This window comes from Pseudomonas sp. BR20 (assembly GCF_050780135.1).
GTDB lineage: Bacteria > Pseudomonadota > Gammaproteobacteria > Pseudomonadales > Pseudomonadaceae > Aquipseudomonas.
On record NZ_CP172012.1, the window covers coordinates 2,468,355 to 2,481,476 of the forward strand.

Genomic DNA, 13,122 nt, shown 5'->3' on the forward strand with positions numbered 1-13,122 from the left:
CAGCCCCGCGCTCTTTGTTGGCGTGGCTGCTCAGGTGATCGTTCTGCGAACAGGCGGCGCCACGGTGTCCTGCGATCATTGCCCTTTGAGAGCGATTGCCACTGCTGCTGAAAGTGAAGTTGTGGTTCTGCCGATCAGCGTCGAAAGCTGATGGCTATCATCGAAAAGTGCGCCTTGGGATGCGCTGACATCGTAGCCAGCCAGGGCATGTGCGAGTGGCTCCGGGAGGCCGAAATTGATTAACGCCGAGGCGTAGTCACTTTCAGGCAAGTTCTTGTAGGGAATGTTCCTACCCGTTTGCCGAGAAACCTCGGCTGCGAGTTCCGATAACGTCCAGGCGCTGTCACCCGCCAACTCGTAGATCTTCCCCTCTTGATCGTCGCGGGTGAGCACTACGGCAGCGGCCTGGGCGAAATCTTCCCGTGTCGCCGCAGCAATCTTTCCATCACCTGCACTGCCGATAAATTCACCGGCCGATAACGCGCCAGCGATAAAGCCGGTGTAGTTCTCGGTATACCAACCATGACGCAATATCGTGAATGCCAACCCCGACGCTTTGAGCTCGGCTTCCGTTTGCCGGTGCTCCTCGGCGAGGCTCAATGAAGAGGTATCCGCGTGCAGTACACTGGTATAAACAACGCGATTCACACCGGCTTGCTTTGCGGCGTTGATGACATTTCGATGCTGTGAAAGTCGCTTACCTATTTCGCTTGAGGAAATGAGTAGAAGCGTGTCGACTCCGTTGAGCGCCGCGACCAGCGTTTTCGGATTGTCGTAGTCGGCAGCACGTGCGTTGACGCCTAGATCACTCGCCTTGTCAGGGCTGCGCACCAGCGCGATTAGGTTGGACGCGGGTACTTTTTGCTTGAGTTTCTCGACAACGAGGCGGCCAAGTTGGCCGGTGGCTCCGGTGACGGCGATCATGAGGGTTCCTTTTACAAAAAGTGATAGAGCAGGCAGAGTAGGGTCTTAACTAACTTTTCGTAAGTACGTACCTAAAGGTAAGTAAGCATGTCAGATTCCGCGCCCTCTGGCGCAACTCCTCCCGCAACTATGGCCAACCGACTGCGCAGCGGTGAATTATTCGACCCGGATTGTCCCTCAAGGATCGTGCTCCAGCACGTCAGCAGCCGCTGGGGAGTATTAGTATTGGTGGCCTTGCTCGCGGGTACGCATCGCTTCAGCGATCTGCGTCGGAAGATTGGAGGCGTCAGCGAAAAGATGCTTGCGCAGACCCTCCAGTTTTTGGAGCTCGATGGCTTCGTTCTGCGCAAATCTTATCCGGTTGTGCCACCTCACGTTGAGTACAGCCTCACCCCTATGGGAATTGAAGTAGCCCGCCATGTTGAAGGCCTGGTTGACTGGATCGAGGGCAATCTGCCGAGGATTTTGGATGAACAACGTTCTCGACAGATTTCATAACGGGCTTGCGAGCTACAGGTAAGGCTATGCGTGAGGAAGACCCGGCCGCTTTGCCGTGGTCGGCAAGCGTTGCAGTTGCACGCAATGTCCAGGCTGGCCTTTATCTTCACGTCGGATGACTGAGCGAAGGAGGTCTTCTTGCTCTCGCAGCAGAGTTTAACCAGAGCAGAATGGCGGCGAGAGAGGCGGCGACTACCAGCGTAAGCCACATGATGACCAGCAGGGTGAAGGTGACACTGTTGTTTAACTCACGAAAAATGCCGAAGGCGAAAGCCGTGTACCAAGACACACCCGAAACGGCACCGGATGCCAGAAATAAGGCCGCTCTTTTGCGGGACACGCCGAAGAGCAGGGGGCGAGTCACGTCGCGTAGTGCTTCTGGCAGCACAAGCGCATGGATGATTATTCCATTGATGGTCAGGACGATCACCACAATGACTTTCGCCCAGAGTTTAGGGTTTTCAAACTTTTCCGGCGACTCCATCGCATAAAGGGCAAGGAAACCAAGGCCTGAAAGCCACAGAAGGCAGAGTCCAATAGTGACCGCGTCGCTGATGAAGTGAAAGGTGCGTCCGATTTCAACCGGGAGGCTGCCCCGGCGCATCCAACGCAAAATCCAGAGGTCCAGCATCGTGGCCCCACCGAGACCGAAGCACATGCCGAGCAGGTGTATACCTATAAGGAGTGTCAGCACTTTTAGCTGTGGGAGTGGAGCCGGCAATGGAACGCTAAGCGCGAGTGTGTCGGCGAGTAAGTGACCGCTGCCGGACAGCGCAAGCAGGCCGCCTAAAATCATGAAAGACGTTCGTATCTTCATTTATTACGGCCTTGGACGAGTGTTTTTAGTTGGACGCGTGCGCAGTTTATTTACTGGAATAGGCTGATCAAGCGGCTGCAATCTGCAGCGTTGCTGCAACCAGGAGGATAAGTGTCGGGTTGAATGAGGCCTGCGACGATAGCGCCACATCAGCAGGTGGCACGGGCATAGACCCCCGCTCAGGAAGGGACCGGTGCTTGAGCATCGATCAGGTTCCGGCTCTTGAGCTCCTCCCAAAAGGCTGCTGGGATACCGATCTTCATCGCCTGCACATTGGAAACGATCTGCCCCGGCGAGCGGGCACCCGGAATGATCGCAGACACTTGCGGATGTGCAGCCGCGAACTGCAGGGCGGCAGTATGGATGTCGATGCCATGTCGTTTGGCAACCGCCATGATTCGCGCGCGCTTTTCCACCGCTCCGGCAGGCAGATCCAAACTGAAGTTATACCGGCTGCGCCCCCCCAGAAAACCATCGTTCAGTGGTGTTCCAACCACAACGCTGGTGCCCTTCCTGCTCAACGCCGGAAAGGTGTTGCGCAACGCATCGCCGTGGTCAAGGAGGGAATACTGGCAGGCAAGCAACACGATGTCGGGAGTCGGGTCATCACCGGCCATTGCCTGGACCACAGCATTCGGCGTATTGACGCCGAAGCCCCATGCCTTGATGAGGCCCTCATCACGCATCTTTTCAAGCTCAACCATCGCCCCTGTGCGCGCAATGCGATACGCCGCTTCCCAACCGCCTTCCAGTTCGGTGTTATCGGGCGAGATGTCATGGATAAACACGATATCGATACGCGGCAGCCCCAGCCGCTGCAGGCTGTCTTCCACGGAGCGACGAGCGCCTGCTGCGGTGTAGTCATACCGGTAGTTGAAGGGCGCGGGTGACTTCCAGATGGCATGGTCCGCGCGCGGGCTACCCGCGGCAGTCAAAACGCGTCCCACCTTGGTGGAGACCACGTAGTCGTTTGGATTTTTGCCGTGCAGAAAGCGGCCCACCCGATATTCACTCAAACCAAACCCATAGAACGGCGACGTGTCGTAAAGCCTTACACCCGCGTCCCAGGCGGCCTGTAGAACCAGGCCGGCCTGCTCGTCGCTGAGCGGTGCAAAGATATTGCCAATCTGTGTCCCGCCCATGCCAAAGCGTTGAGGCGTCATGTATCGCAGGGTAGGCGAGGGCGAATTGGAGGGCAGGTCAGTGCGCACTGGCCGGCCTTCAGTACGCATCACGCTCCCGCGCTCTGTCAGCAAAGAGGGCGCTGGGGCTGCCGAACTTGCGACGCTCGATGCTGGCAGCAAAGCGGCTGCAACAGTACCCACTGCCGAGTAAGTAAGAAAATCTCGTCTGTCCATCCTACTTTCCTTTCGCGACCGAGGTTTCACGGGATCATCGAAGCCGGTATTCGTACTAGAAGTTAGAACAGCGAGGGTTGGCCGGGTGACCCTAATACGCCATATTTTTTGCACAATCCTGCCGATGCGCTTGTGTTGGTCACGCACTCTCAGCAGACTCGAACATTCCGTAAACAGGGGCGCATGTAATGACGAGCGGTTCCTTCTCGCAGTTCGGTTCCGGCCATCTGCATTCTCTGGCGTTGCGCGATCCCATACAGCCCAACGAGCGTCTGCAGGCGCTTAGACGGCTGATCGAAAAAGTCACCCGGCAGATTGGTTTGAACGAGGTCTGCAAAACATCTATTCCAGGTCTGGCCTTTTATCGAATGGCTGACCTGGGTACGCCCACTTACTGCATTTATGAGCCTTGCGTGGCCATCATTCTGCAGGGGGCGAAGGAGATCACGTTCGGCGAGGAGGCCTGTGAGTTCGGGCAGGGGGCGTTCTTCGTCACGTCGGTCGACATCCCCACATTGGCCCGCGTTACCGCCGCCAGCGAGGAAACCCCCTATTTATCCGTCGTGTTGAAGCTCAACCTTTCCATGCTCAACGAGGTGATCCAGACCTTGGACGCCCCCATGCAGGAAATGGCTACTCAAGCGCGGGGCTTCGTATCCGGTGCGGCGTCGAGTGAGATGCTCGATGCATTCGCTCGACTCGCTACGCTGATCGAACGGCCACTTGAGGCAGGCTTGATGTCGGATCTGATCAAGCGGGAAATATGCGTTCGGCTATTGCTAAGCAGTGCAGGGCAGTGGCTGCGCAGCGTCACGCGCGACGGTTACCGAGACAAGGGCATCGTGAGAGCCATTGAATGGCTGAAACATCATTACGACAAACCGCTGCACGTGGCCGATCTCGCCGAACGATCAGGAATGGCCAGCTCTACGCTGCATCACAGTTTTCGCAAGCTGACAGGCACCAGCCCCGTTCAGTATCAAAAAGCGTTACGGCTGCAGGCCGCACGCAGCCTGATGTTGACCGATCGGGTAGACGTGAACACCGCCGCGTTGCGAGTCGGCTATGAAAGCGTCGCTCAATTCAGCCGGGAATATGCCCGGCGTTTCGGAGCCCCGCCCTCGAGAGACATCAAGCACGTACGGGAGCAGGGCGGAATGCTCGACTAGCGACGCTTCAAAGGGGAATGTGGGTGGTCGACAAGACCTGACGCAACCCCATGAACGATCGAATCTGGCGAACCCCAGGCAGGTAAAGCAACTGCTCCGCGTGGAGCCGGTTGAAACTGTTGCTGTCCTTGGTTCGTATCAACATGAAGTAGTCGAACTCCCCTGTCACCACATGGCACTCCATGCAGCCGGACACTTTTTGTGCGGCTGCCTCGAATGCGGCGAAGGATTCCGGTGTGGAGCGGTCCAGCACCACGCCGATCAACACCACCATCCCCGCATCCAGCGCCACAGTGTCCAGCAGTGCAACGATGCCTTTGATCAGGCCAACTTGCTTGAGCCGCTCGACGCGCCTGAGACACGCCGGTGCACTCAATTTCACCTTCTCTGCCAGCGCCACATTGGAGATGGAGGCATCTCGCTGCAGGGCCTTGAGAATGGCGCGGTCGGTTCGATCCAGCGGCTGCGGCATCGGGGTTGATACGCCTGGCTTCTTGCGAGTATTTATTGTGTTCATGACTGTTTATTCGCAATTAAAGTATGTTCGATATTTATAGCGAGAAATTATAGTTCTTTAATTGCTAGAACTTTGCAACACATCTTTTTTGAAATCTTCTTAATATTGAACTCATCGAGGCCCGTGTGAAAGAACCTGGAAGGCAACCTTTGCCTTTCGGTCTGGCGCTTTGATGTCCAGTAATCAAGGAGCAGCGTCATGAACCTGAATCGTTTTAAACGTTATCCGTTGACCTTCGGTCCTTCTCCGATCACGCCCTTGAAGCGCCTCAGTGAACACCTGGGTGGCAAGGTCGAGTTGTATGCCAAACGTGAGGACTGCAACAGTGGCCTGGCCTTCGGCGGGAACAAAACGCGCAAGCTGGAATATTTGATTCCCGAAGCCATCGAGCAGGGCTGCGATACCTTGGTTTCCATCGGCGGTATCCAGTCGAACCAGACCCGCCAGGTGGCCGCCGTTGCCGCTCACCTGGGCATGAAGTGCGTGCTGGTGCAGGAAAACTGGGTGAACTACTCCGATGCGGTGTATGACCGCGTTGGCAATATCGAAATGTCTCGCATCATGGGCGCCGAGGTACGACTGGACGCCGCCGGGTTCGATATCGGCATTCGGCCCAGCTGGGAGAAGGCCATGGACGATGTGGTGGAGCGGGGCGGCAAGCCGTTTCCGATACCGGCGGGTTGTTCCGAACACCCCTACGGCGGCCTTGGGTTCGTCGGCTTTGCCGAGGAAGTGCGAGAGCAGGAAAAACAACTGGGGTTCACGTTCGACTACATCGTGGTCTGCTCTGTGACCGGCAGTACCCAGGCCGGCATGGTCGTCGGTTTCGCCGCGGACGGCCGTTCGAAGAACGTTATCGGCATTGATGCCTCGGCCAAGCCGGAACAAACCAAGGCACAGATCCTGCGTATCGCCCGGCACACCGCAGAGTTGGTGGAACTGGGCCGTGAGATCACCGAAGACGACGTCGTGCTCGATACACGTTTTGCCTACCCGGAATACGGCTTGCCCAACGAAGGCACGCTGGAAGCCATTCGTTTGTGCGGGAGCCTGGAGGGTGTGCTGACCGATCCGGTGTACGAAGGAAAATCCATGCACGGGATGATTGAAATGGTCCGCCGTGGTGAGTTCCCCGAAGGCTCGAAAGTGCTGTATGCGCACTTGGGTGGGGCGCCTGCGCTGAATGCCTACAGCTTCCTGTTTCGCAACGGCTGATTAACGCCAATAACCAGGGAGCTCACGAAGCGATGGGTGAGTCGGCATCAATATTGAATGTCACGACCCCATCGTCGAATCGCCACCCGGAGCACGTTGCTCCTATCCAACCGCCGGGAGTACCGCCATGCATGCGATAACGCAATCCGCAGTCTGGATCAAGGAGCCTTCGGCGGATGCCGGAGTGGTGATCGTTACCAGCGCCGCGTTGCCCCCGTACATGATCGACAAGCTGCACGTAGCGATAGATGAGTGGGACCAGGTGGCCTATCTAGCCGTCAAACAATCCGAGGCGTTGAGGCTCGACTGGTTGCGGGCAGGGTCCAGCCCGGAGCCGTCTGCCGGGGGCTACGCGTGCCATGCCAGCCAATTGCTGCGCAGCGTCTCCCACGGCAGCTTTTTACTGGATGTCGAAACTGGCACGGATGCCGGCATGACCTGGCTGGGATCCGTCTTTGGTCATCCGTTGCGCGTGGTCGAACTTGGAACAATAGCGTCCTCCACTGCGCACATGGATCAGCAGGTGGAGGCGGTGTTAGCGGCGACCCGAAGCCTGGCGAAAAGCGTGTTGCAGGCACGCGGCGTCATTAACTGATGTCCTGGTCAATTTGCCTGTTGAAACAATAAAGGCATCGCTTATGAGCCAAACTGCCGATTGTCGTCCCAACGCAATGAAGTGGATGCGCGAGCCGTCAAGTTGCACGCGCATCGTGGTCATCGTGTGCGGACTTGATAGCGTTCATATTGACTTGATTCATCAAGGGTTCAGCTGTTTTGACAATGTTGCGCTGCTCCATGTCGATACGGTGGACACCGTGCCTGGCAAGCGCGTTGATGTGCAAGTGGTCAAGAGTGACTGTTCTTTTGTAGTGCTCGGTGAACTTGATGAACATTTATTGCATGGCCTTTCCATGGGCAAACGATGCATCTACTCTATAGCGCCAGACGGGACGGCCGAATGTTCGGTCATTGCAGCAGTAGAACAGGTCAAAAACTTTGCCCGAGTGAGCCATTCGCGCCACCTTGAAGCGATACCCGACAGCGGCAGGAGCTGCCTGTGAGCCTGTCGGATCCCCTGACCTCGGCGACGCGTAGAAACCCATGACCTCAAACGCTGTCGCCGACCGCCAGAATGGTCGCCACCAGGGCCAGGGCGCGAGGCACCAGGGTGTCCAGTTCCAGGTATTCACGCTCAGTGTGGACCTTGCCGCCCACCGGACCGAGCCCGCACAGGGTTGGCACGCCCAAGCTGGCGGTGAAGCCGGAGTCGGCGCAACCACCGGTGAATTCGCCTTCGACGCTGAAGCCCAGCGCCAGTGCTTTTTGTTGGTAGAGGTGCAGCAGTCGTTCGCTGTGGCGTGCTTCCATCGGTAGAAAGGTCGTCGCTTCCTTGAGGACGGCGCGGGTGCCGATCACTTCTTCTTCGGCGACGATGGCCTGGATTGCGCTGAAGATCCGATCCCAGTGCTTGAGTTCGATGAAGCGCACGTCCAGCCGCGCGCAGGCGCTGGGCGCGACGGTATTGCTCGACGTACCGCCGGATATCAGCCCAACGTTAGTGGTGATGCCTGCCGGGTAATCGGTCAAGGCATGCAGCTTGACGATCTTGCGGGCCAGGGCCTCGATGGCGCTGGCCCCGTCGGCGTGGTTGACCCCGGCATGCGCCGCGCGGCCGCTGACTTCGATGATCAGCGTGGCCCCGCCTTTGCGTGCGCTGACCACGTTGCCGCTGGCCCGGCCGGGTTCGGTATTGAGCACGGCGCGGGCGGCACGGGCGGCGTTTTCGATATGGGGCCTGGCGCTGCCGGAGCCGATTTCTTCGTCGCCGGTGTACAGGACCTGCACCGGATAGGGCAACCGGCCGGCGCGCTTGAGGGCCATGAGGGCGAAGCAATTGAGCACCAGGCCGCCTTTCATGTCGGCGACACCAGGGCCATAGGCGAGGTTGGCGTCGCGGCTGTAGCCGCGAGTCGTGGTGGTGCCTTTGGGGAACACCGTGTCGCGATGGCCCAGCAACAGCACCGGTTTTCCAGAATCGCCTGGCACTTCGGCGAGCAGCACGTCACCAAAACCCTCGACCGGCATGCGCTTGAGCAGGATGCCGTCGGCTTGCAGTTCAGCCGCGAGCAGCGCGCCCACAGCGTCGACGCCCGCCTTGTCATAGCTGTTGGAGTCGGTGTCGACGATACGCTGCAGCAGCGCCTCCATGGCTTCGCGCTGGTCAGCAAGCCAGTCCAGGGCCTGTTGTGGCGTGGCGCTCATTGCGCCTGCTCCCGTAACTGATGTTCCCGCGTCAGGCGTGCCGCGTCGTTGCCCAGGTCCCAGAACAGCCCGGCCATGATTTGCAGGCTTTCCTTGACCACCGGTGCCAGCAAGTGCTCGTTCGGCGCATGTTGCGAGCACGCCGGGTACGAGTGCGGCACCCACAATGTTGGCAAACCGAGCACGTCCGCGAACACGTCGTTGGGCAGCGAGCCACCGAGGTTTGGCAGCAGCGCAGGTTTTTTGCCGGTGGTCTGTGCCAGGGAACTGAGCGCCCAATCGACCCAAGGGCTCTGCGGATCCAGCCGAGTGGCATGCATCACATCAATGCGGCTTTGCTTGACCTCGACATTGCTGAAGCCATGCGCATCCAGGTGGGTACGTACCGCCGGGATAAAGGTCGTGTAGTCGCTGTCGACCACGAAGCGGATATGGCAGTGGGCGTTAGCCTTGCCGGGAATCGCATGCACCGGGGCGTCTGGGTTGCCGGTCTTGAAGGCGATGACGTCGAGGGTGTTCCAGCCGAACACCTTTTCGCTCAGCGAAAGCGTCGGGTTACCCCAGTTGGCGTCGATGTCCGGATCGCCCGGTCCGCCACCAACGGCAATATCGGCCAGTGCCTGTCGAACCGGCTCCGGCAGTGTCTCGGGCATCAGGCCTGCAACTTTCACCCGACCGTGTTCATCGACCATGCTCGCGATGGCATTGGCCAGGATGATGCCGGGATTGGCCAGCAACCCGCCCCAGTTACCGGAGTGATGAGCGCCTTCACGCAAATTGACCACCAGCTCGAAGTTGAACACCCCGCGTGAGCCGAGAAAAATCGTCGGGCGTGATGCCGCCAGGCGCGGGCCGTCCGAGGCGATGAAAATATCCGCCGCAAGTTCTTTGCTGTGCGCGGCACAGAATGCATTCAAGCCCGGCGAGCCTTCTTCTTCGCCCATTTCCAGCAGCAGCTTGACGTTGAAACCCAGCTTGCCATCGCGCGCCTTGAGCGTTTGTTCCAGGGCGGTCAGGTTGATCAGGTGCTGGCCTTTGTTATCCGCCGTGCCGCGGCCGTACCAGCGATCGCCTTCGGCAATGACTTGCCACGGCGACAGCCCTTCGCGCCATTGCGCCTCATAGCCGCGCACCACATCACCGTGGCCGTAGCTGAGCACGGTCGGCAGGTCCGGGTGTTCAATGCGCGTGGCGATCATGAAGGGGCCGCGTTCTGCCACCGGGTTGTCATGGATCTTGACGCTGAAACCCATCGCCTCGACATGCGGGGTGATGAACTCATTGAGGTAGCGATACAGCTCGGGCTGGCTGTCCGCTGCCTGGCTTTCGGTGTGCAAGGCGACGCTGCGTTGGAGCAGATTGAAGAATTCGCCGTTGTCGAATTGCGCTGTGGTGTTGCTGATAGCCAGTGAACGACTCATGAGTGGACAAGCTCCAGTGTTTGGGCAGAAGTGTCGTGAAGGTGGCAACGCACGTTGCCGCCGATAAGCGGACCGTTGGCCGGGTAGGCCGTTTTGCAGGGAGCGAAGCAGCTCGGGCAGCGCGGATGGAAGGCGCAACCGGACGGCGGTGACATAGGGTTGGGGAAGGTGCCATGCAGACCGATGTCGGGAATGCCCAGGCGCGGATCGGGCGTGAGCACCGAATCCAGCAAGGCGCGGGTATAAGGGTGGCCGGGTTGAGCGAACAACGATTCGCGCGTGCGTTCTTCGACGATGCGCCCCAGGTACATCACGGCGACCCGGTCGGCGAGGTGTTCGATGACCGCCAGGTTATGGCTGATCAGCAGATAGGTCAGGCCGAATTCGCGCTTGAGGTCCTGCAGCAGATTGAGGATCTGCGCCTGCACCGACACATCCAGCGCTGAGGTGGGCTCGTCACAGATCAACACGTCAGGGCGCATGATCAGCGCTCGGGCAATCGCGACCCGCTGGCGTTGCCCGCCGGACAGCTGGCTCGGGTAGCTGTCGATCACCCGCTTGGGCAGGCCGACGACATCAAGCATCGCCTCGGTCTTCCTGCGGCGCTCGGCGGTGCTGCCGATGCCATGCACGATCAGCGGCAGGGTAACGATTTCGCGCAGGGTCTTGCGTGGATTCAGCGATGAATACGGGTCCTGGAAAATCGGCTGAATACGCCGGGACATTTCCTTGCGATCAGTCGCCGCCAGGTGTTTGCCATTGACCAGCACATCGCCGCTGGTGGGCGGCAACAGACCGAGCAGCATCTTGGCCAGGGTACTTTTGCCGCAACCGGACTCGCCCACCAGTCCGAGGGTCTCGCCACGCATCAGGCGCAGGGAAACACCATCCACGGCCTTCAGGGTGGCGGCGGGTTTGAAAAAGCCGGTGTTGATCCGAAACTCGCGGCGGATGTCACACAGCTCCAAAGCGATGTCTTTTTTCATGACCTTGCACGCTCCTGAAGGCGAATCGGTGCCGGGGCCGGGGCGGCGAGCAGGCAGCGCGCCATGTGCCCGTCCTGTTCGACTTCGGGGATGTTTTGCGCGCAGGCCGGGATCGCCTGGCCGCAACGATTGCGGAATGCACACCCTTGCTGTTCGCCGACCAGACTCGGCACTAGGCCTGGAATCGAACCCAGCGCCTCACCCGGTTTGGTCCGGCCAGGGATTGGAATACTCGCCAGCAGACCCCGGGTGTACGGATGCTGCGGGTTCTCGAACAGTTGCAGGGCAGGGGCGGTTTCGACAATTTCCCCGGCATACATCACGGCGACCCGGTCGGCGATCCGTGCCACCAGTCCAAGGTCGTGGGTGATGAAAATCACCGCCAGGCCGAGTTCTTTCTGAATGTCGCGGATCAAGCGCAGGATCTGCGCTTGAATGGTCACGTCCAGCGCCGTGGTGGGCTCATCAGCGATGATCAGGTCCGGTTCGCACATCAACGCCATGGCGATGATCACCCGCTGGCGCAGCCCGCCGGAAAGCTGATGCGGATACTGACGCAAGCGCTCGGTGGCGTTGCTGATCCCGACCTTCTCCAGCATCTGCGCGGCGCGCGCCAGGGCCTCCTTGCGTGAGACCTTGCGATGCTGAGTCAGTACTTCGCTGAGTTGATCGCCAATGCTGTAGGCCGGGTTCAGCGAGGTCATCGGCTCCTGGAAGATCATCGCCAGGCGGTTGCCGCGCAGGTCGCACATGCGCCGCTCGCTCTGGCCGAGCATGTCGATGCCGTCCAGCGTCAGCCGGGATGCGGTGCGTTTGGCCTTGCGTGGCAACAGGTCCATCAACGCCAGCGAAGTCAGGGATTTGCCGCAGCCGGACTCCCCGACGATGCACAGCATTTCACCGCGCTCGACTTCAAAATTCAGACCGCGTACGGCATGCAGCGTGTCATCCGGCGTCGGGCTGTTGCCCATGGGGATGTCCACGCGCAGGTTTTCCACATGGAGTAGTGCCATGTTCGGTGCCCTCTATCAGTTACGGCGGTCTATCAGTTACGGCCGTCGGGCAGAATCAGGTCGCGCAGGCCATCGCCGACGAGGTTGATGCCCAACACCAGAATCATCAGGGCGACGCCGGGAATGGCGATGACCCACGGGGAAAAAAACATGTAGGGCTTGCCTTCCGCGATCATCAAACCCCAGGACGGCGTTGGCGGTTGTACGCCCACCCCGAGGAATGAGAGGGCCGACTCCAGCAGGATCGCGTGGGCCATCTCCAGCGTCGCGACGACGATCAGTGCGCCGACCAGATTGGGCAGGATTTCACTCACCAGGATGCGCAGTGTCGAGCAGCCGAGCGCCTGGGCCGACGCGACATATTCAGCATCGCGAATCTGTTGCACCGAGGCCCTGACCACCACCGCGAAGCGATCCCATAACAGGCAGCCGAGCAGCACGATCACCACCTTCAATGAGCCGCCCATCAGCGAGGCCGAGGCCAGCGCGACCATTACGACCGGCATCGCCAGTCGGGTAGTTATCAGGTAGCTGATAAACCCGTCGACCTTGCCGCCGTAGTAACCTGCCAACAGCCCCATGACCGTGCCGATAAAGCCGGAAATCAGCGCCGCTGCAATGCCGATGAACAGCGAAATACGTGCGCCGTAGAGCAGCCTCGACAGGTAGTCACGGCCCAGCTTGTCGGTGCCGAGCACGTATTCCCAGGTGCCGTTGGCCATCCATACCGGTGGTTTCATGCGCAGCATCACGTCTTGCGCATAAGGGTCGTAAGGTGCCAGCCACGGCGCGAACAGTGCACCCGCGAAGATGATCAGCAACAACACCGCGCCGATGGCGAAACCACGATGACGCAAGCTCTTGCCAAGTACTCGGCTCAGGCTGCTCGGTGGTGGCAGGTAGTCATTGATCGTGAGGGTAGTGGGGATGCTCATGTAGTCC

The 13,122-nt window shown here is 59.4% G+C and carries 14 protein-coding genes; 5 read left to right on the forward strand and 9 right to left on the reverse strand.

What is annotated here, in order from left to right:
* Nucleotides 1-75: 75 nt before the first annotated feature.
* Nucleotides 76-924, reverse strand: coding sequence for an SDR family oxidoreductase (locus ACHPFG_RS11355; protein WP_431702469.1), 849 nt, complete (start codon nt 922-924; stop codon nt 76-78).
* 87 nt (nt 925-1,011) lie between these two features.
* Between ACHPFG_RS11355 and ACHPFG_RS11360 the strand changes: the two genes are divergently transcribed.
* Nucleotides 1,012-1,422, forward strand: coding sequence for a winged helix-turn-helix transcriptional regulator (locus tag ACHPFG_RS11360; protein WP_431702471.1), 411 nt, complete (start codon nt 1,012-1,014; stop codon nt 1,420-1,422).
* 106 nt (nt 1,423-1,528) lie between these two features.
* On the opposite strand, the gene ACHPFG_RS11365 is transcribed toward ACHPFG_RS11360, so the two are convergent.
* Together ACHPFG_RS11365 and ACHPFG_RS11370 are read right to left on the reverse strand one after the other, a co-directional pair.
* A complete protein-coding gene (locus ACHPFG_RS11365; protein WP_259244439.1) occupies nt 1,529-2,239 on the reverse strand; it encodes a hypothetical protein in 711 nt (236 codons plus the stop codon).
* A gap of 179 nt (nt 2,240-2,418) precedes the next feature.
* On the reverse strand, nt 2,419-3,597 hold the full coding sequence (locus tag ACHPFG_RS11370) for an aldo/keto reductase (protein WP_431702473.1): 1,179 nt from the start codon (nt 3,595-3,597) through the stop codon (nt 2,419-2,421).
* Nucleotides 3,598-3,785: 188 nt separating this feature from the next.
* Between ACHPFG_RS11370 and ACHPFG_RS11375 the strand changes: the two genes are divergently transcribed.
* Nucleotides 3,786-4,766 carry an AraC family transcriptional regulator N-terminal domain-containing protein gene (locus ACHPFG_RS11375; RefSeq protein ID WP_431702475.1) on the forward strand — a complete coding sequence of 327 codons (981 nt, stop codon included), beginning with the start codon at nt 3,786-3,788 and terminating at the stop codon, nt 4,764-4,766.
* A gap of 7 nt (nt 4,767-4,773) precedes the next feature.
* Here the strand turns inward: ACHPFG_RS11375 and ACHPFG_RS11380 are convergent, their stop codons facing one another.
* Nucleotides 4,774-5,283 carry an Lrp/AsnC family transcriptional regulator gene (locus tag ACHPFG_RS11380; protein WP_431702477.1) on the reverse strand — a complete coding sequence of 170 codons (510 nt, stop codon included), beginning with the start codon at nt 5,281-5,283 and terminating at the stop codon, nt 4,774-4,776.
* A 198-nt stretch (nt 5,284-5,481) separates the two neighbouring features.
* On the opposite strand from ACHPFG_RS11380, the gene ACHPFG_RS11385 reads away from it, so the two are divergent.
* From ACHPFG_RS11385 to ACHPFG_RS11395, 3 genes are all read left to right on the forward strand, one after another.
* Nucleotides 5,482-6,498 carry a 1-aminocyclopropane-1-carboxylate deaminase gene (locus ACHPFG_RS11385; protein ID WP_145337121.1) on the forward strand — a complete coding sequence of 339 codons (1,017 nt, stop codon included), beginning with the start codon at nt 5,482-5,484 and terminating at the stop codon, nt 6,496-6,498.
* A 127-nt stretch (nt 6,499-6,625) separates the two neighbouring features.
* Nucleotides 6,626-7,093, forward strand: a complete 468-nt coding sequence (locus ACHPFG_RS11390) for a transketolase (protein ID WP_431702479.1) — start codon at nt 6,626-6,628, stop codon at nt 7,091-7,093.
* Between the two features lie 43 nt (nt 7,094-7,136).
* The gene (locus ACHPFG_RS11395) at nt 7,137-7,559 is read left to right on the forward strand and encodes a hypothetical protein (protein WP_131698881.1); all 423 of its coding nucleotides are present in this window, start codon (nt 7,137-7,139) and stop codon (nt 7,557-7,559) included.
* A 46-nt stretch (nt 7,560-7,605) separates the two neighbouring features.
* Here the strand turns inward: ACHPFG_RS11395 and ACHPFG_RS11400 are convergent, their stop codons facing one another.
* The 5 genes from ACHPFG_RS11400 to ACHPFG_RS11420 are packed head-to-tail and all read right to left on the reverse strand — an operon-like array spanning nt 7,606 to nt 13,115.
* Nucleotides 7,606-8,760, reverse strand: a complete 1,155-nt coding sequence (locus ACHPFG_RS11400) for a M20 family metallopeptidase (protein ID WP_184746498.1) — start codon at nt 8,758-8,760, stop codon at nt 7,606-7,608.
* On the reverse strand, nt 8,757-10,181 hold the full coding sequence (locus ACHPFG_RS11405) for a M20 family metallopeptidase (protein WP_131698879.1): 1,425 nt from the start codon (nt 10,179-10,181) through the stop codon (nt 8,757-8,759). Before ACHPFG_RS11405 ends, ACHPFG_RS11400 begins: the two co-directional genes overlap by 4 nt.
* Entirely contained in the window at nt 10,178-11,167 is a 990-nt protein-coding gene (locus ACHPFG_RS11410) for an ABC transporter ATP-binding protein (RefSeq protein WP_131698878.1), read from the reverse strand. Before ACHPFG_RS11410 ends, ACHPFG_RS11405 begins: the two co-directional genes overlap by 4 nt.
* Nucleotides 11,164-12,180 (reverse strand): ABC transporter ATP-binding protein, encoded by a 1,017-nt coding sequence (locus ACHPFG_RS11415; protein ID WP_131698877.1) that lies wholly within the window; start codon nt 12,178-12,180, stop codon nt 11,164-11,166. Before ACHPFG_RS11415 ends, ACHPFG_RS11410 begins: the two co-directional genes overlap by 4 nt.
* A gap of 32 nt (nt 12,181-12,212) precedes the next feature.
* On the reverse strand, nt 12,213-13,115 hold the full coding sequence (locus tag ACHPFG_RS11420) for an ABC transporter permease (protein WP_431702483.1): 903 nt from the start codon (nt 13,113-13,115) through the stop codon (nt 12,213-12,215).
* Between the last annotated feature and the right edge of the window lie 7 nt (nt 13,116-13,122).

Excerpts from the sequence above, each read along its gene's own strand:
- ACHPFG_RS11410 (WP_131698878.1), bottom strand. The coding sequence starts at position 11,167 with ATGAAAAAAGACATCGCTTTGGAGCTGTGTGACATCCGCCGCGAGTTT.
- ACHPFG_RS11365 (WP_259244439.1), bottom strand. The coding sequence starts at position 2,239 with ATGAAGATACGAACGTCTTTCATGATTTTAGGCGGCCTGCTTGCGCTG.
- ACHPFG_RS11400 (WP_184746498.1), bottom strand. The coding sequence starts at position 8,760 with ATGAGCGCCACGCCACAACAGGCCCTGGACTGGCTTGCTGACCAGCGC.
- ACHPFG_RS11405 (WP_131698879.1), bottom strand. The coding sequence starts at position 10,181 with ATGAGTCGTTCACTGGCTATCAGCAACACCACAGCGCAATTCGACAAC.
- ACHPFG_RS11395 (WP_131698881.1), top strand. The coding sequence starts at position 7,137 with ATGAGCCAAACTGCCGATTGTCGTCCCAACGCAATGAAGTGGATGCGC.
- ACHPFG_RS11355 (WP_431702469.1), bottom strand. The coding sequence starts at position 924 with ATGATCGCCGTCACCGGAGCCACCGGCCAACTTGGCCGCCTCGTTGTC.
- ACHPFG_RS11370 (WP_431702473.1), bottom strand. The coding sequence starts at position 3,597 with ATGGACAGACGAGATTTTCTTACTTACTCGGCAGTGGGTACTGTTGCA.
- ACHPFG_RS11385 (WP_145337121.1), top strand. The coding sequence starts at position 5,482 with ATGAACCTGAATCGTTTTAAACGTTATCCGTTGACCTTCGGTCCTTCT.
- ACHPFG_RS11380 (WP_431702477.1), bottom strand. The coding sequence starts at position 5,283 with ATGAACACAATAAATACTCGCAAGAAGCCAGGCGTATCAACCCCGATG.
- ACHPFG_RS11415 (WP_131698877.1), bottom strand. The coding sequence starts at position 12,180 with ATGGCACTACTCCATGTGGAAAACCTGCGCGTGGACATCCCCATGGGC.
- ACHPFG_RS11360 (WP_431702471.1), top strand. The coding sequence starts at position 1,012 with ATGTCAGATTCCGCGCCCTCTGGCGCAACTCCTCCCGCAACTATGGCC.
- ACHPFG_RS11390 (WP_431702479.1), top strand. The coding sequence starts at position 6,626 with ATGCATGCGATAACGCAATCCGCAGTCTGGATCAAGGAGCCTTCGGCG.
- ACHPFG_RS11420 (WP_431702483.1), bottom strand. The coding sequence starts at position 13,115 with ATGAGCATCCCCACTACCCTCACGATCAATGACTACCTGCCACCACCG.
- ACHPFG_RS11375 (WP_431702475.1), top strand. The coding sequence starts at position 3,786 with ATGACGAGCGGTTCCTTCTCGCAGTTCGGTTCCGGCCATCTGCATTCT.